This is a genomic window from Pseudomonas sp. GW821-FHT09A09, assembly GCF_059418405.1.
The window spans coordinates 84,582-102,547 of record NZ_JBWKPU010000013.1 but is presented as its reverse complement, the minus strand read 5'-3'; the positions used below and the strand labels follow the sequence as shown (position 1 = coordinate 102,547).

The 17,966-nt window shown below is 61.2% G+C and carries 13 protein-coding genes; 7 read left to right on the top strand and 6 right to left on the bottom strand.

What is annotated here, in order from left to right:
- Positions 1–43 precede the first annotated feature (43 nt).
- The 5 genes from AC07OV_RS13875 (at position 44) to AC07OV_RS13855 (ending at position 5,020) form a co-directional block, all read left to right on the top strand.
- Positions 44–2,110 carry a carbon starvation CstA family protein gene (locus AC07OV_RS13875; protein WP_495092411.1) on the top strand — a complete coding sequence of 689 codons (2,067 nt, stop codon included), beginning with the start codon at positions 44–46 and terminating at the stop codon, positions 2,108–2,110.
- A gap of 15 nt (positions 2,111–2,125) precedes the next feature.
- Positions 2,126–2,323 (top strand): YbdD/YjiX family protein, encoded by a 198-nt coding sequence (locus tag AC07OV_RS13870; RefSeq protein ID WP_003194308.1) that lies wholly within the window; start codon positions 2,126–2,128, stop codon positions 2,321–2,323.
- A 125-nt stretch (positions 2,324–2,448) separates the two neighbouring features.
- Positions 2,449–3,411, top strand: a complete 963-nt coding sequence (yjiA, locus tag AC07OV_RS13865; RefSeq protein WP_495092410.1) for a GTPase — start codon at positions 2,449–2,451, stop codon at positions 3,409–3,411.
- A gap of 140 nt (positions 3,412–3,551) precedes the next feature.
- Positions 3,552–4,169, top strand: a complete 618-nt coding sequence (locus AC07OV_RS13860) for a YopT-type cysteine protease domain-containing protein (RefSeq protein WP_495092409.1) — start codon at positions 3,552–3,554, stop codon at positions 4,167–4,169.
- A gap of 92 nt (positions 4,170–4,261) precedes the next feature.
- On the top strand, positions 4,262–5,020 hold the full coding sequence (locus tag AC07OV_RS13855) for a hypothetical protein (RefSeq protein ID WP_495092408.1): 759 nt from the start codon (positions 4,262–4,264) through the stop codon (positions 5,018–5,020).
- A 56-nt stretch (positions 5,021–5,076) separates the two neighbouring features.
- Here the strand turns inward: AC07OV_RS13855 and glyA are convergent, their stop codons facing one another.
- Complete coding sequence (glyA, locus tag AC07OV_RS13850) at positions 5,077–6,330, bottom strand: serine hydroxymethyltransferase (protein ID WP_058427701.1); 1,254 nt, start codon at positions 6,328–6,330, stop codon at positions 5,077–5,079.
- Positions 6,331–6,553: 223 nt separating this feature from the next.
- Positions 6,554–10,405 carry a sensor domain-containing protein gene (locus tag AC07OV_RS13845; protein ID WP_495092407.1) on the bottom strand — a complete coding sequence of 1,284 codons (3,852 nt, stop codon included), beginning with the start codon at positions 10,403–10,405 and terminating at the stop codon, positions 6,554–6,556.
- A gap of 284 nt (positions 10,406–10,689) precedes the next feature.
- Between AC07OV_RS13845 and ettA the strand changes: the two genes are divergently transcribed.
- Entirely contained in the window at positions 10,690–12,354 is a 1,665-nt protein-coding gene (ettA, locus tag AC07OV_RS13840; RefSeq protein WP_176998456.1) for an energy-dependent translational throttle protein EttA, read from the top strand.
- Between the two features lie 339 nt (positions 12,355–12,693).
- Positions 12,694–14,031, top strand: coding sequence for an NADP-specific glutamate dehydrogenase (gene gdhA, locus AC07OV_RS13835; RefSeq protein ID WP_495092406.1), 1,338 nt, complete (start codon positions 12,694–12,696; stop codon positions 14,029–14,031).
- On the opposite strand, the gene AC07OV_RS13830 is transcribed toward gdhA, so the two are convergent.
- The 4 genes from AC07OV_RS13830 to AC07OV_RS13815 form a co-directional block, all read right to left on the bottom strand.
- A complete protein-coding gene (locus AC07OV_RS13830; RefSeq protein ID WP_495092405.1) occupies positions 14,028–14,516 on the bottom strand; it encodes a GreA/GreB family elongation factor in 489 nt (162 codons plus the stop codon). The genes gdhA and AC07OV_RS13830 overlap by 4 nt on opposite strands.
- Before the next feature lie 70 nt (positions 14,517–14,586).
- Positions 14,587–14,943: a hypothetical protein gene (locus tag AC07OV_RS13825; protein WP_176998453.1), complete on the bottom strand. Its 357-nt coding sequence runs from the start codon at positions 14,941–14,943 to the stop codon at positions 14,587–14,589.
- Between the two features lie 323 nt (positions 14,944–15,266).
- A complete protein-coding gene (locus tag AC07OV_RS13820) occupies positions 15,267–17,120 on the bottom strand; it encodes an Lnb N-terminal periplasmic domain-containing protein (protein WP_495092404.1) in 1,854 nt (617 codons plus the stop codon).
- A 91-nt stretch (positions 17,121–17,211) separates the two neighbouring features.
- Positions 17,212–17,700: a DUF3015 domain-containing protein gene (locus tag AC07OV_RS13815; RefSeq protein ID WP_176998451.1), complete on the bottom strand. Its 489-nt coding sequence runs from the start codon at positions 17,698–17,700 to the stop codon at positions 17,212–17,214.
- Between the last annotated feature and the right edge of the window lie 266 nt (positions 17,701–17,966).

The window sequence follows — 17,966 nt, the reverse complement described above, 5'->3', positions numbered from 1 at the left end:
CGGGATGGCTGTCCTTTCTGTCCACCCTGGCTGGAATATAAAAATGAAAAATAATAATAGCCTGCTACGCCACCTACCCTGGCTGGTGCTGGCAATCGTAGGAGCGTGCGCCCTGGGCGTAGTGGCCTTGCGCCGCGGCGAGGCGATCAACGCCTTGTGGATTGTGGTCGCTGCTGTGGCCATCTACCTGGTTGCATACCGCTACTACAGCCTGTTCATCGCGAATAACGTGATGCAACTCGATCCACGGCGGGCCACCCCCGCAGTGCTCAACAATGACGGTCTGGACTATGTGCCGACCAACAAACACATCCTTTTCGGTCACCACTTTGCGGCGATTGCCGGTGCAGGCCCGCTGGTCGGCCCGGTGCTGGCTGCGCAAATGGGCTACCTGCCCGGCACGCTCTGGCTGATTGCCGGCGTGGTGCTGGCCGGTGCGGTACAGGACTTCATGGTCCTGTTCCTGTCCACCCGTCGCAACGGCCGTTCCCTGGGGGACATGGTCCGCGAAGAAATGGGGCGTATCCCGGGGACCATCGCGCTGTTCGGCTGCTTCCTGATCATGATCATCATCCTCGCGGTGCTGGCGCTGATCGTGGTCAAGGCCCTGGCGGAGAGCCCATGGGGCATCTTCACCGTGATGGCGACCATCCCGATCGCGATGTTCATGGGCGTGTACATGCGCTACATCCGTCCGGGCCGCATCGGCGAGATCTCGATCATCGGCGTGCTGTTGCTGCTGGGTTCGATCTGGCTGGGCGGGCAGATTGCCGCTGACCCGGTCTGGGCCAAGGCCTTCACCTTCACTGGCATTCAAATTACCTGGATGCTGATCGGCTACGGTTTCGTCGCTGCAGTGCTGCCGGTGTGGCTGATCCTGGCACCGCGTGATTACCTCTCCACCTTCCTCAAAATCGGCACCATCATCGCCCTGGCGATCGGCATCCTGGTCACCATGCCAGAGCTGAAAATGCCGGCCCTGACCCAGTTCATCGACGGCACCGGCCCGGTGTGGAAGGGCGGCCTGTTCCCGTTCCTGTTCATCACCATCGCCTGTGGCGCGGTCTCGGGTTTCCACGCGCTGATCTCCTCGGGCACCACGCCCAAGTTGCTGGATAACGAAACCAACGCGCGCTATATCGGTTATGGCGCGATGCTGATGGAGTCGTTCGTGGCCATCATGGCCATGGTCGCGGCCTCGGTGATCGAGCCGGGCGTGTACTTCGCCATGAACAGCCCGGCCGCCGTGGTCGGTGGTGACGTGGTGGCTGTGGCGCAAACCGTCAGCAGCTGGGGCTTTGCAATTACGCCCGAGGCGCTGACCGCTGTGGCCCATGACATCGGCGAAACCACCATCCTGGCCCGTGCCGGTGGTGCGCCGACCTTGGCGGTGGGGATCGCGCAGATCCTGCACAGCGTGCTGCCGGGTGAAAACACCATGGCGTTCTGGTACCACTTTGCGATCCTGTTCGAAGCGCTGTTCATCCTGACTGCAGTTGATGCCGGCACCCGTGCCGGGCGCTTCATGCTGCAGGACCTGCTCGGCTCCTTCGTGCCGTCGCTCAAGCGTACCGAGTCGTGGACGGCCAACCTGATCGCCACCGCAGGCTGCGTGGCGATGTGGGGTTACCTGCTGTACCAAGGCGTGATCGACCCTCTGGGCGGTATCAACACCTTGTGGCCGCTGTTCGGTATCTCCAACCAGATGCTGGCCGGTATCGCGCTGATGCTCGCCACCGTTGTGCTGATCAAAATGAAACGCCAGCGCTACATCTGGGTGACCATGCTGCCGGCCGTGTGGCTGCTGATCTGCACCACCACCGCAGGCTTCATCAAGCTGTTCGACGCCAACCCGGCGATCGGCTTCCTGTCGCTGGCCAAGAAATACAGTGATGCCCTGGCCAACGGCCAGATCCTGGCCCCGGCCAAAAGTGTCGACCAGATGCAGCACGTGATCTGGAACGCCTACACCAACGCAACGCTGACGGCGCTGTTCCTGTTCGTGGTATTCAGCATCCTGTTCTATGCGCTCAAGGTCGGCGTCGCCGCCTGGGGCAACAAGGAACGCACGGATAAAGAAGCCCCGTTCCAGGCCGTACCGGACGCATGATCGAGGATTGCAACCATGTTCAATGACATCAGTCGCCTCGGTAAATACCTCGGTCAGGCCGCGCGCCTGATGGTCGGCATGCCCGACTACGACACGTACGTCGAGCATATGCAAACCAAACACCCGGACAAACCGGTGATGGACTACAAGGCGTTCTTCCGGGAACGCCAGGAAGCCCGTTACGGTGGCAAGGGTGGGCCCAAGTGCTGTTGAAACACCGCACTTGACCACAACACCTCACTGTAGGAGCCCGGCTTGCCGGCGATAGCGATCTTGAGACCGCCATCGCCGGCAAGCCGGGCTCCTACAGTTTTTTTAGCGCATGGGAGATGTGTGTTTTGTTAACCCCCATTCCGGTAACAGTCCTCAGCGGCTTCCTCGGCGCCGGCAAGACCACCTTGCTGCGCCACCTGCTCAAGGCCGAGCACGGCTTGAAAATCGCCGTGATCGAAAACGAATTCAGTGACGCCGGTATCGACACCCAACTGTTGGGCGCCGAGCCGGTGCAAGTCATGACCCTGTCCAACGGCTGCGTGTGCTGCACCATCCACACCGACCTGACCAAAGCCCTGTACCTGCTGCTCGAACGCCTGGACAGCGGCGAGATCGCCTTCGACCGCCTGGTGATCGAGTGCACCGGCCTGGCCGACCCGGCGCCCGTGGCCCAGACCTTTTTCATCGATGAAGAACTGCGCGAGCGCTACATCCTCGACGGCATCATCACCCTGGTGGACGCGGCTCATGCCGAGCATCATCTGACCCAGACCATCGCCCAGGCCCAGATCGGCTTTGCTGACCGCCTGCTGGTGAGCAAACGTGACCTGGTAGACGAAGCCACCTTCGACGCCCTCAGCCAGCGTCTCACCCGTATCAACCGCCGTGCGCCGATTCGTGTGGTCGACCACGGCAACATCGACCTGGCCGAGCTGCTCGATGTGCGCGGATTCAACCTCAACGCCGGCATGAGCTTGCGCCCGGTGAGTGCTGCGCCGTCCATCGATCGCATCTCCAGCCTGGTGTTGCGCACTGACCAGCCGCTGGATATCGACCGCCTCAGCGAGTTCATGAACGCGTTGCTGGAAGACCATGGCAAGCAGCTGCTGCGCTACAAAGGCGTGCTGAACATCGCCGGGGAAGACCGGCGACTGGTGTTCCAGGGCGTGCTCAAGCTCTACGGGTTCGATTGGGACACCGAGTGGGCCGAGGACGAAGCGCGTGAAAGCGTGATCGTGTTCATTGCCGATGAACTGCCCGAAGACAAGATCCGCCAAGGTTTCCAGCAGCTGTACCAGCCGGAATAAACTGCCCATGCGAGCTGTTATCTCATCAGGCAGGTGAGATCGCAGAGGCAGACCCATGGTGAAAGTGGCACGGACCAACGCCGGCATTGGGGGCAGCGCCAATGCCGGCTAATTATGTTTCCTGGAAAACCCCGATCGGCATGAAAGTGCATCGGGTCGCCAAGTTCAAACAGCGCTCGGCGTTGAGCAAGAACGCTGCCATCAAAGAGATGCCCGGCGTGCAGAACGGCGCCTGCATCGGGCTGGCGTTTGCGTGGTTGCGGCGCAGGCTGCAGCAACCGTCGGAGACGCCGCAGCGGCGCATACAGTACCTGGGGCAGGAAGACACGCTGTACAAGGTCGATGTGGATTGCAGCTCCTTCAATCGCTGCTACTACAGGTCCGCCCGTGGCATCGAACGAATTGTCGCGGCAGCGCCCAATATCTGCGGCATGTCGAGCCGTTCGGCCATCGAAGCGAGCGGGCTGACGGGCTTGGAGGTATTGGCCAGTCATCTCGACGAGACCCAGCCGGGCTATTACCTGTGGGAATGCACCTTTACCGAGGGCGTCACGTCCCACGCTTTTGCCTTGTACGCCGACGGCAGCGGGATGAGTTTTTTCGACCCCAACTCGGGCGAGTACCGTATCGGGTCGAAGGGCAAGCTGGCCTTCTTCAAGCAGCTGTACAACCACTACCGGCATTACGTGTCGATGAAAGGCGTCAAGGCCGACCTTCAATTCGACAAGCTGTACCTGATTCAGCTGGGACGCCTGTAGCCGGGCACCCTGTTGGCCTGGTCATCAAGCCGAAGCCCAGGCCCTCGGAATAAACCGCGATCACCGACTGTTATTTCAACAGGCACGTTCAGATGTCGGAGATCGACCCCATGGCCACGGCAGCACAGATCCAAGCGGGCAGAAAGAGTGACGGCAAGCTGGCCCAGACCTACCGGGCCAAGACCGGCATGATGACCTTCACCTACCAGGCCTATACCGGGCCTGGCGCGGCGATGATGAGCATCGGCAGCGAAAACGGTGACCCGCTCGCCCAGTTGAAACGCACCGCCATCGACAAGGCCCTGCAAGTGCTGGCGGCAAAGGGCTTCAGCCTGCCGCCGATCACCTTCCTCTGCTCGGCCACCGAGGGCGTGCCGTGCATTGCCTGCATGGGCAACCTGCGCGGCGAGGCCGAATACACCATCTTCATGGGCCCCAAGACCGGGCAGCACAACCCGCAGATCCAGCTTAACGGCATTGAAGGCGGCTTGGGCAAGGACCCGGGACGGGGTGTTGCCGACCAGGTGTACGACGGTACCCAGCGCTGGTTCGGCGACCCTAAGATGCATGGGCATGCCGCGACCGTGGTGATCCACGAAATCGGCCATATCCTTCATGAGATGAATCAGCCCGAGACGTTCTGGACCTTCAAGCTCGGCGCGCAAGACCCGTCGATCACGCTCAAGGCGGCCAACAACGGTACGGCGGTGAGCATGTACGCCATGACCAACCCCCTGGAGTTCGTGGCGGAAACCTTTGCCGCCCACCTGTCGGGCAAGTCTTTTGATACCGGTGTGAGCAACTTCTACCGTGAGATAGGCGGTGCGTTACCACCCTCGGGCAGTTTTTAGCAGGCAAAAAAAAGCGCCGACGTTGCCGTCAGCGCTTTTGGTTCAAGCTACTGCTATCAAGCGCCGTAAACCGGCAGCTTTTTGCAGATGGCCTTGACCTTCTCACGGACCGCGTCGATCACGGCTTCGTTGTTCAGGTCTGCCAGGATGTCGCAGATCCAGCCGGCCAGTTCCTTGCACTCTGCTTCCTTGAAGCCACGAGTGGTCACAGCCGGGGTGCCGAAGCGCAGGCCGGAGGTGACGAACGGGGAACGTGGGTCGTTTGGCACGGAGTTCTTGTTCACGGTGATGAAGGCTTTGCCCAGGGCAGCGTCAGCATCTTTACCGGAAATGTCCTGCTTGATCAGCGACAGCAGGAACAGGTGGTTTTCAGTACCGCCAGACACCACGTCAAAGCCGCGCTCGATGAACACGCTGGCCATGGCCTGGGCGTTCTTGACCACTTGTTGCTGGTAGGTCTTGAACTCAGGTTGCAGTGCTTCCTTGAAGCAGATCGCTTTAGCGGCGATCACGTGCTCCAGCGGGCCGCCTTGGGCGCCTGGGAATACGGCGGAGTTCAGCTTCTTCTCGATGTCGGCGTTGGCGCGAGCCAGGATCAGGCCGCCACGTGGACCGCGCAGGGTCTTGTGGGTGGTGGTGGTCACGACGTCAGCGAAAGGCACCGGGTTCGGGTAGACGCCTGCGGCAACCAGGCCAGCTACGTGAGCCATGTCGACGAACAGGTAGGCACCGACTTTGTCAGCAATAGCGCGGAAACGTGGGAAGTCCAGGATCTGCGAGTAGGCAGAGAAACCGGCCACGATCATTTTTGGCTTGTGTTCAACCGCCAGGCGCTCGACTTCGTCGTAGTCGATCAGGCCGTTGGCATCGATACCGTACTGGACGGCGTTGTACAGCTTGCCGGAGGACGAAACGCTGGCGCCGTGGGTCAGGTGACCGCCGTGGGCCAGGCTCATGCCCAGGATGGTGTCGCCGCCTTGCAGCAGGGCCAGGTACACGGCGCTGTTGGCTTGGGAACCGGCGTGTGGCTGGACGTTGGCGTAATCGGCGCCGAACAGCTCCTTGGCGCGATCAATGGCCAGTTGCTCAACCACGTCGACGTACTCGCAACCGCCGTAGTAGCGCTTGCCTGGGTAACCTTCGGCGTACTTGTTGGTCAAGACCGAACCTTGAGCCTCCATCACCGCTGGGCTGGTGTAGTTTTCCGAAGCGATCAGCTCAATGTGCTCTTCCTGGCGCACGGCTTCTTGCTCCATGGCGGCAAAGAGATCGGCGTCGTACTTGGCAATAGTCAAATCACGGCTGAACATGGCGGTCCTCAAGGATCGGGGGCAGAAAAGGAGGGCATTCTAACCCAATGGGTTTTAGATGGCATATGAAAGGACATCATGTCGCGGACAAGTGGCGTTCATCTGGGAACAGGCGGTGATTGTAAGGCCGCCATCGCCGGCAAGCCGGCTCCTACAATTGGAATGCGGTCCCCTGTAGGAGCCGGCTTGCCGGCGATGGCGTCATCAGGCGCGCCGCACAACGTCAATCGAACATGAACAGCGCATCATTGCTGAACTGCGCCTCAAACCGATTCGCCGGCATCGGCCGCCCGAACAGGTAGCCCTGAACCTCATCGCACCCATGCTCACGCAGGAAGTCGAGCTGTTCATGGGTTTCCACACCCTCGGCGATCACCGCCAGGTTGAGGCTGTGGGCCATGGCGATAATGGCGCGGGCGATCTGCGCGTCCTGCTCGCCGGACGGCAGGCCGTCGACGAAGGTGCGGTCGATCTTCAGCACGTCGATGGGGAATTGCTTGAGGTAGTTGAGCGACGAATAACCGGTGCCGAAGTCGTCGACCGCGATGCTCAGGCCCAGGTTTTTCAGGCTGTCGAGGATCTGCATCGCCTCGTTGACCTCACGCATCAGGATACTTTCGGTCAGCTCCAGCTCCAGGCACGCCGGTGGCAGGCCGGTGTCCTTGAGGATGGTGGCAATGCGCTCACCCAACTGGCCGTCCGAAAACTGCCGCGCGGAGATGTTCACCGACACCTTCGGCACGCGCACCTTGTTCTGGTGCCAGGTCTTGAGCTGGCGACAGGCTTCGCTGAGCACCCAGTCGCCCACGTCCACCACCAGCCCCAACTCTTCCAGCACCGGGATGAAATCCCCTGGCGGCACCAGGCCGCGACGCGGATGGCGCCAGCGCAGCAAGGCTTCGGCGCCGGTCAGGCGTTTGCCGTCGCCGCTGAACTGCGGCTGGTAATAGAGCACGAATTCGTTCTGGTCCAAGGCGTGGCGCAGGTCGCTTTCCAGTTCCAGGCGTTCCAGGGCACTGGCGTTCATGTCGGCCTGGTAAAACTGGAAGTTGTTCTTGCCGCGCTCCTTGGCGTGATACATCGCCGTGTCGGCGTTTTTCATCAACTGGCTGAGTTCGTTGCCGTCCTGTGGGCTCAGGGCGATGCCGATACTGGCGGTCACAAAGAACTCTCGGCCTTCGAGCACGAAGGGCTTCACCAGGCTGGCGAGGATCTGCTCGGCCACGTGGATTGCCCGGTTCAGCGCCATTTCGCGGCTGACCCGCGGTTGCAGAAGCAGGGTGAACTCATCGCCGCCCATGCGCGCCACGGTGTCGTCTTCGGCCACGCAGCCCAGCAGGCGGGTGGCCATTTCCTTGAGCATGCGGTCGCCGGCGGCGTGGCCCAGGGAGTCGTTGATCGGCTTGAAGCGGTCGAGGTCGAGGAACATCAGCACCACCCACGACTTCTGCCGTTCGGCCGACTGCAGCGCGGTGTGCAGGCGGTCCTGGAACAGCGTGCGGTTGGGCAGGTGGGTCAGGGCGTCGTAGTAGGCCAGGCGGTGGATGCGCTGTTCGCTGGCCTTGCGCTCGCTGATATCACTGAAGAAGCACACGTAGCTGGCCAGGTCGCCTTCATCGTCGAACACGGCAGTAATGCCGACCCAGGCCGGGTAGTGCTCGCCGTTGCGGCGCTTGAGCCACACTTCGCCTTCCCAGGTGCTGTGCTGGTGCAACTGCTTGAGCACATAGCGCAGGTGGGCTTCCTGTTGTTCGTCGACGGTGAGCATGTTGGGCAATTGATCGAGTACATCGCTCACCGCATACCCGCTGACCCGGCTGAACGCTTCGTTGGCCTGCACGATGTAGCCGGCCGGGTCGGTGATCAGGATCGCCGACGTGGAGTGCTCGAATACCGTGGCCGCCATGCGCAGGTCTTTCTCGGCGCGGCGCTGCTGGCTGATGTCCCGGCCAACGCCCAGGATGCCTTCAAACGCACCGTGCTCGTCCCACACCAACACCAGGCGCAGTTCGATCGGCACCTTGCGGCCATCGGCGCGCAGGCAGTCGAACAGGAACAGCTGGGTTTGCACTTCGTCGCGCAGCTGGTTCAGCGCTGCGGTATCGCCCAAAGCGCGGCTGACCCGCTCCACCAGGCTATAGATGCCGCTCAATTGCTGCGGGTTGGCGATGATCGACTGCCAGCCGTTCTTGAACACCCACTCCACGTCATAACCCAGTACGGCGCTGACCGACGGGCTGATGTAGTTAAGGGCCAACTGGCTGTCGGTGGAACAGATCACGTCGCTGATGCTTTCGGCCAGCATGCGGTAGCGCTGTTCGCTGTCACGCAGGGATTCGCTGGCTTCGATCTGGTCGGTCACGTCCTTGGCCACGCCGATGATCCGCGTGACCACGGCGGTCTTGTCCCGGGCCAGGGCCTGTTCGCGGATCTCGAAGCGACGCCACTGGTTGTTGCGGTGGCGAAAGCGCAACTGGCACTGCAACTGGGTGCTATAGCCGGCCTGGCGCTGTTGCTGGCGCAGGTCGTGGTAATGCTCGGCGTCTTCGGGGTGCAGCAGGATCTCCCAGAAATACTCACCCATTTGCTGCAGTTCGGCCTTGTTGTAGCCGAGGGTGTGGCCCAGGTGGTGGTTGCTGAAAATCATGCGCTGGCTGATCACGTCCTGCACATACAGGTGGTCGGGCACGGTGCGCACCACGTCCGACCAGAAGCTTTCACGCTCCACCAGTGACAGTTCAATGAGCTTGCGGCTGGTGATGTCGCTGATGCTGAGGATCACCGCCTTGAAATCGTCCTGCTGCTCCGGCAGGCGCATCACCAGCCACAGGTACTGCTCGTTGCCGGCCACATCGTTGAGCTGGATTTCGAGTTCCAGCTGCTTCTGCTGGGTCAGCACCGCCTCAAGTACCTGATAGCCGATGGCCGTGGCGTTGCGTGGGCAATCGTCGATCAGGCGCTCCCACGCCTCTTCGCACGAGGCCACATTGAGCAGACGCACCGCCACCTGGTTGACCTCGGTGATGCGCAGTTCCTTGAGCAGTTGCTGGCGTTCTGCGGGGTTGTCCTGCAGCCAGTCGTGCAATTGCTCGCGAGTGTGCAGTTGCGCCTTGTCGAAGAATGCATTGAGCCCGGACAGGTCGAGCACGCACAGGGCCACGCCGGTGCCCTCGAAAATATCCTGGTAGCGCCGCCGACCTTCATGCACCTGGCGCTGGCGACGGCGCATGTTCAGCAGCACGATCACCGGGATCAGCGAGAACGCCAGGCCCAGCAGGCATTTGCCGATAAATGCGGGCAGCAGTTGCTCCAGTACCGCCGTGCGGTCGAACAGCCCGCGCAGTTGCCAGTCGCTCTTGCTCAGGGGGGTGACCAGTACGCTTCTGTTCAATTCATCCGGGGTGAGGGCGGTGGCCCATTGCGCCGGCATGCCGCTGTCACGGCTGACCACGCGGTGGTTCAGGCGGTTCTCGATGGCCCACATCGGGCGCTGGCCCTGGCCGTCCTGGCGGGTGAGGTTGGTCAGGTAGCTGGGCGCCAGGCGCAGTGCCCAGTACATCCGCGAACCGCCGCTGGGCTGGTGCAGCAGCAGGTAGATGATGGTGCCGTCGTTACTGTTGCTCAGGTAATAAGGCTGGGAGTGGCTGCGCTGCACCAGTTCTTCAAGCCAGGCGCTGTCCTGGCTGTCTTTGGCGCTGTCACTGATCATCGCGCCACTGGGGGCCAGCAGGGCGATACTGCGCAACTCCGGCAACGAGCGTTGCAGGGTGCGCATCAGGGCTTGCTGCTGTTCATCGTTGCGCGGCGGCTCGACCATCGGGAGCAGGTTCAGCGCGATTTTTGCGCTCAGGGCCATGTTCAGGCTGATTTGTTCAGCCAGGTCGGCGCTGTAGTCGATGGTGTATTGCTGCTGATTTTTCTGGTTTTGCTGCAGCTGGTCCAGCAGTTGCCAGAACAATAGCGCGAGCAGCATGAGGACAAGCGTCGCCAATGCGCCTTTAAGGGTGCCGTGCAGGGGCGCTCCCGGCGCTATATGAGCGGCGCGCAGGGGAGTTGGCGGCGTGACTTTGGACAAGCTGTGATCCTGCGGTTTGGCTGGACTGGCGCGCGACGTGCACTATAAGCCGGACGCCCGGAGGGCGGCTAGCATGCCTTGAGTTGTGGCAAAGTGCCAGTCCTTGCCTGGCTGGACTGACCAAGCGCATTCAGGTAGCTTTGCCGGTTACGCGGGGCGTTCCAGCCCCAGACATTCAGGCTTTTCCCGCACGCAGGCATTGATCACCGTCAACGGCCCGCGCGGCGCATGGCCTGCACGGGCTCCGCCCGCTCAATTCATCAGTCACTGACGCTAGGTTCACCATGGCTCAATACGTCTTCACCATGCATCGGCTGGGAAAAGTTGTTCCGCCGAAGCGGGAAATCCTGAAAAACATTTCGCTGTCCTTCTTCCCTGGCGCCAAGATCGGCGTGCTCGGCCTCAACGGTTCGGGTAAGTCCACGCTGCTGAAAATCATGGCCGGCGTCGACACCGAGTTCGAAGGCGAAGCCCGCCCGATGCCGGAACTGAACATCGGTTACCTGCCACAGGAACCGATCCTGGACCCGACCAAGACCGTTCGTGAAGTGGTTGAAGAAGCCGTCAGCGCGATCAAGAACGCCCAGGCGCGCCTGGACGAGGTCTACGCCGCCTACGCCGAGCCGGATGCCGACTTCGACAAGCTGGCCGCCGAACAGGCCAAGCTGGAAGCGATCCTGCAAGCCGGCGACGGTCACAACCTGGAGCGCCAGCTGGAAGTCGCCGCCGACGCGCTGCGCCTGCCGGCGTGGGATGCCAAGGTCGAACACCTGTCCGGTGGTGAGAAGCGCCGTGTGGCCCTGTGCCGCCTGCTGCTGTCGGCCCCCGACATGCTGCTGCTCGACGAGCCGACCAACCACCTGGACGCCGATTCCGTCGCCTGGCTGGAACATTTCCTTCACGATTTCCCGGGCACCGTGGTTGCGATCACGCACGACCGTTACTTCCTGGACAACGTTGCTGGCTGGATCCTCGAGCTCGACCGCGGCGCCGGTATCCCTTACGAGGGCAACTACTCCGGTTGGCTGGAAGCCAAGTCCGACCGTCTGGCTGCCGAATCCAAGCAGCAGTCGGCCCACGAAAAAGCCATGAAGGAAGAACTGGAGTGGGTGCGCAAAGGCGCCAAGGCCCGCCAGTCCAAATCCAAGGCGCGTCTGCAGCGCTTTGAAGAAATGCAATCCCAGGAATTCCAGAAGCGTTCGGAAACCAACGAGATCTACATCCCGGCCGGTCCGCGCCTGGGTGACAAGGTCATCGAATTCAAGAACGTCACCAAGGGTTATGGCGACCGCGTGCTGATCGACAACCTGTCGTTCTCCATGCCAAAAGGCGCGATCGTCGGCGTTATCGGTGGTAACGGTGCGGGTAAATCCACACTGTTCCGCATGCTGATGGGCAAGGAAACCCCGGACTCCGGCACCATCGAAGTGGGCGAAACCGTGCAGCTTGCTTGCGTTGATCAGAGCCGTGAGGACCTGGACGGCAGCAAGACGGTGTTCCAGCAGATTTCCGATGGCTCCGACCAGATCCGCATCGGCAACTATGAAATCCCGTCGCGCACCTACGTGGGTCGCTTCAACTTCAAGGGCGGCGACCAACAGAAGTTCGTCAAGGACCTGTCCGGTGGTGAGCGCGGTCGCTTGCACCTGGCCCTGACCCTGAAAGAAGGCGGCAACGTGTTGCTGCTCGACGAACCGTCCAACGACCTCGACGTTGAAACCCTGCGTTCCCTGGAAGAAGCCCTGCTGGACTTCCCGGGCGCCGCCATTGTGATCTCTCACGATCGGTGGTTCCTTGACCGCGTCGCGACTCACATCCTGGCGTACGAAGACGACTCGCAAGCGGTGTTCTTCGAAGGCAACTACACCGAGTACGAAGCCGATCGCAAGAAGCGCCTGGGCGAAGCCGCTGCCCAGCCGCACCGCGTGCGTCACAAGAAACTGGCCTGATTCGGGTCAGTGGTTTGAAAAAACGGAGCCTTCGGGCTCCGTTTTTTTTTGCGTCTTTTCAGGTGGACCGAAGTGGGTTCATCGCAGGCAAGCCAGCTCCCACATTTCAAATGTGTGAACCCTGTCAAATGTGGGAGCTGGCTTGCCTGCGAAGACGGTTTAACTGCTGGTGCATTCTCTGAATTTGAATCCCATTTATGGTGCAAAAAAGGTGTTTATTTATATCTAATGCACCATTTAAATTCACAAAGGCGACATTTTGCACTTTTCAGGTGCGGCATGAGTTGCTAAGGTCCGGCTCAATCTCATTTAAAAACAATCAATTTGCCGAGACTTCCCATGATCGAATCTGTCGAATCTTTCCTTTCCCGCCTCAAGAAACGCGACCCCGACCAGCCAGAATTCCACCAGGCCGTAGAAGAAGTCCTACGCAGCCTCTGGCCTTTTCTTGAAGCCAACCCCCACTACCTGACGTCGGGCATCCTGGAGCGCATCTGCGAGCCGGAACGTGCGATTACTTTCCGGGTGTCGTGGGTGGATGATCACGGCAAGGTTCAGGTCAATCGTGGGTTCCGCATCCAGATGAACAGCGCCATCGGCCCGTACAAGGGCGGCCTGCGGTTCCACCCGTCGGTGAACCTGGGCGTGCTGAAATTCCTCGCTTTCGAGCAGACCTTCAAGAACTCCCTGACCTCGTTGCCCATGGGCGGCGGCAAGGGCGGCTCGGACTTCGACCCCAAGGGCAAGAGCGACGCCGAAGTGATGCGCTTCTGCCAGGCCTTCATGAGCGAGCTGTACCGGCATATCGGCGCAGACGTGGATGTGCCGGCCGGTGATATCGGTGTGGGTGCCCGTGAAATCGGCTTCCTGTTCGGCCAGTACAAGCGTCTGAGCAACCAGTTCACCTCTGTGCTGACCGGCAAGGGCATGACCTATGGCGGCAGCCTGATCCGCCCGGAAGCCACTGGTTTCGGCTGTGTGTACTTCGCTGAAGAAATGCTCAAGCGCAACAGCCAGCGGGTGGAAGGCAAGCGCGTGGCGGTGTCGGGTTCGGGCAACGTGGCGCAATACGCGGCGCGCAAGGTCATGGACCTGGGCGGCAAGGTGATTTCCCTGTCCGACTCCGAAGGCACTCTTTACGCCGAGAGCGGTTTGACCGAGGAGCAATGGTCGGCGCTGCTGGAGCTGAAAAACGTACAGCGCGGGCGCATCAGCGAACTGGCCGAGCGCTTCGGCCTGGAGTTCCGTAAAGGCCAGACCCCGTGGCAGTTGGCCTGCGACATCGCGCTGCCCTGCGCAACCCAGAACGAACTCGACGCCGAGGCCGCACGCACCCTGCTGCGCAACGGCTGCATCTGCGTGGCCGAAGGCGCCAACATGCCGACCACGCTGGAGGCTGTGGATATCTTTATCGAGGCGGGCATTCTGTTTGCCCCGGGCAAAGCCTCCAACGCCGGTGGCGTGGCCGTGAGCGGGCTGGAAATGTCGCAGAACGCCATGCGCCTGCTGTGGACGGCCGGTGAAGTGGACAGCAAGCTGCACAACATCATGCAGTCGATCCACCACGCCTGCGTGCACTACGGCGAAGAAAACGGTCGGGTCAACTACGTGAAAGGCGCAAACATCGCCGGCTTCGTGAAAGTCGCCGACGCGATGCTGGCCCAAGGCATCGTCTAAGCCTCAGGCTCGATCAGCAGCACTTCGATCAACTGATCGCCGACGGGGCGCTTCCACAGCACTTCGTCGCCGAGCTGGGCCCCCAGCAAGGCGCGGCCCAGGGGCGAGCCCCAGTTGATCAAGTGTGCAGTGGCGTCGGCCTGGTCTTCGCCGACCAGCTGGATGCGCTGCTGCTCGTCCTGTTCATTGGCGAAGGTGACCCAGCTGCCGATCTGCACTTTGTCGGTGGAAGTCGCCGGCGCGACGACCTGGGCGCTTTGCACCCGTTGATTGAAGTAGCGCAGGTCGCGCTCAAGGTCGGCCAGGCGCTGTTTGTCGTCTTTGGCAGATTCAACGCTGTACGCCTGCTGCAACTGCGCCACCTTGGCCTGCAACTGCGCCAACCCTTGGGCCGTCACTCGGTTCGGCTGTTCGCTGACCTGGCGCTCCACCGGCTGGTCGGCCTGGGCGGCGGCGTTGTCTTCATTCACAAAAGCTCGGCTCATGACGTTCTCCCTCAATGGAGTTTGGGCCATAGTCGCCGCGCTTTAGTTTCGATGGATGTCTGAAAGCGACCTATTGCGAGCGATAGGCCCTGGCGGCGTCGCGGTCTTTCTCCTGCTGCCAGGCGCGCTCGCGGTCGTCCCAGTGATTGTCCTTGTAGTCGCGCAGCTCTTCGTTTTCACGCATGGCCTTGCATTGGCGGAAGCCATCTTCCCAGCCTTCGGCATATTCGCGGTCCTTGAGATAGCGTGGCACGTTCTTGCGAAACTCCCCGCTGATCACCCCGGCCGCCTGGCGACCGCTGCTGCAACCGTCGTCAAAACCATCGGCAAACGCCGGTGGATAACCCTTGGCCAACAGGTCTTGATGAGTGGACTGACAACCGGCCAACCACACCATCGCACACAGCATTACCGCATACCGCCACATTGCCTGCTCCCTCGCCGTGTCACGGCTGATAGGAGAAGTCTAGAAGGGGATTCGTCGGAGAGATGTGAAAGGAAGGTGAGAACGGTGTGGTCCGTAGGCGCTGGCTTGCCGGCGATGCAGACACCTCGGTGGTCAGGTAACCAGCGGTGATGCGATCGCCGGCAAGCCGGCTCCTACAGGTTGCGTGGATCAAATGTGGGAGCGGGCTTGCCCGCGAAGGCGGTGGTTCAGCTTAAATATCTTTGACTGACACACCGCATTCGCTAGCAAGCCCGCTCCCACACAAGCCCGCTCCCACATTTTTGATCGTTGTGTGCCTTTGGTCAGTAGTGATACCACTTCACTTCCAGCAGCACTTCGTTCACCGGGCTGGACAGGTGGCTGTATTCGCGTTGGGCGCTCAGGCGCAGGCCCAGGTTGCGCGACAATTCCCACTGCTGGTTCAGGCTCAGGCTGCGGCGCACTTCGCCGTTGGTGAAGAAGTCGCCCTTGGCTTCCAGGCTCAGGTTGCCCAGCGGGTTTTTCCACAGCACGCCGGTGTTGAAGCCGGCTGCGGGGGAGATGGCTTCGCTGAAGTCGTTGTTGTGTTCCACGCGCACGGTGCCGAGGGCGAAGCCGAGCATGTCGTCGCTCAGTTGCCAGGTACCACCGGCGCCGCCGTTGACGTGGGCCACCAGGGTTTCGTCGTCGTGTTTGCCGGGCACCCGCTCCAGGCCGCCGGTGACTTGCCAGGACCACGGCTGCAACAGCGCGTTGCGCGGGGTCAGGGAGCGGATGGTGGCCAGGTCCAGTTGCTGCAGTTGCCAGTGGTTGCCTTCGTACTGGCGCAGTTTCATCTGCAGGATTTCGATCTGCGCGCCGAGGGGGAAGCCTTCGGCATTGTCATTGAGGTCGTGGTAGGCCATGCGCAGGCCGTACTCACCGAAGGCTTTGTCGCCACGGGTGCCGATACCGGCTTGCCAGGTGCGCGACTCATGGCCGTCTTCCGGCAGGCCGGGGCGTTCGACGTTCAGGTCGGGCGCCGGGTTCTGGTTGATTGCGCGTAGCAGTTCAAAGCTGCGTTGGGAACGTTCGGTGTCACGCTCCAAGCCGTTGGCGCGGTAGCGGCCCAGGCGGTAGGCCGCGTCGATGATCAGCGCCTGGCGGTCGCGGGGCAGGGCCTTGAAGGCCGGCTCTTGCAGTTGCTTCTGGTCGTCGCTGACCTTGAGTACCCACTGTTGTTCTTCACTGCTCAGCGGTTTGGCACGCTCCAGTAGCTCGCGTTCGCGGGAAGGGCGGTAGTCGATCTTTTCCACCAGCCCTGCATCCTTCACCGCCTTGACGGTGTCGGTAGGGATGGCGGTCAGCGGGAATTGCTCGGTCAGGCGCAGCCCGGGACGTGCGACTTGCAGCAGTTCCAGCAGGCGATAGGAGCAGTTTTCGTCAAAGAAGAAGTAGTCGAACTGGATCTGCTTGAGCTCCCACACGTGCTCGACCATGCGCTCGGTCTCGACCTGGGTCAGGTTCAGGCGGTATTCCCACAGGTCGCGGTTTTCGAGGCTACGGTACTCGGAAAGTTTTTCCTGGTAGGGCACCAGGGCGAACAGGCCGGGGTAGCCGCCCATCAGGCCTTTCCAGGCGTAGAGGATGCTGTTGTCCGAACCTTCGATGTAGGCGCCGAAGTTGATCGCGTAGCTGAGCAGGGCGGTCTTGTCGCGTTGCACGTCGGCCTGGTCGATGCGCAGCAGGGTGTGGCCGAACATGGACGACGGGCTGTTGAGGTAGGCCGCCGGGAAGATCATCACCGCGCTGTGCGGGGCGACGTCCTTGAACCATTGCTTGAATTCTTTGCAGTCCACGGCGGGCAGGTCGGTCAGTTGCAACTGATCCTTGAGCCAGCGGGTGCGTGCGGGGTAAACGCATTGAACGTGTTTTTCGCCCAGGCTGGCCGGCGCATAGAGTGCGTCAACGGTGGCCTTGAGTTCGGCGTCCGGGTGGTGGGCGCCGTCGGGGGCGAGGAAGAATTTCTTGTCGCTGACATAGCTGCGCCAGCCTTTGAGCTTGCCGGCTTCGTAATGGCCCAGGGACAACCAGAACGGATCATTGGCCAATTGCTGCAAACGTTGATCATCAATATGCGGGGCCGCGTACAGCGGGGCGCAGGCGAAGAGTGCCAGCCAGGCAAAGCGTTTGAGCATAGGGGCAACTTAAGTCGGATAAAGAGAGACCCAAAGGGGAGGCGGGTCCAAAAATAAAGCCCGTGCCTCGAAAGGCACGGGCGGGTCGAGCTTAAGCCTGGGTAGCGTATTTCGCCAGGCGGGCGTCGCCCTTGAGGACGGCGAGGGTGTTGGTGTGCACATCGTCAGCCGTCACGTCGGCTTTGCTGAAGATCTGTTGGAAGTGCTCGTGGGTCACGGCAGCGAAGTGCTCGCGATCTTCTGGAGCAACACCCAGTACCACCGCGTAGGTGGTCAGTGCTTCGCCATTGCCTTTGGCCATGTCTTCGGACAGCTCGTTCATCATGCCATTCATGGCAATCCAGGACTTGCCGCCGTAGGTCAGGGCGCTGTTGGTGCTGCAACCGTTGGTGCCCGAGGTCATGCCGAAGGTGGCGTTACCCGAGGTGCCGTTGGTGGTGGACGCCAGGAAGTGAGCTGGAGTACCGCGTTGGCCTTCAAACAACATGTTGCCCCAACCGCAGTTCGGGCCGCCTGGTGCTTCTGCCATTGCATTGAGGGAGACGACGGTGAAGAGAGTACCAAGAAGGATCCGTTTCATAGCTTTGTTCTCTTTGTGTGCAAACCAATGGACAAGGGTTCAGGCGCGTTGCAGCGCCCTAGGGATCGGTTATTAGTCCAACCCGCGCAGTTTGGAGTTTAGGCACGTTCCCGGGGTTCCGTGTTTTTTTATAAAACAATCAGCGATGTCGCGAATTATTTGTAGGACGCCTCCCGTGTCTATGCTTTCCCACAGGCTCGCCTTGCCAGAGCGCGCAAGCGGGAGCCAGAATGCCGTTATCTGCCCCGCCTGATGTAAGGAAGCCC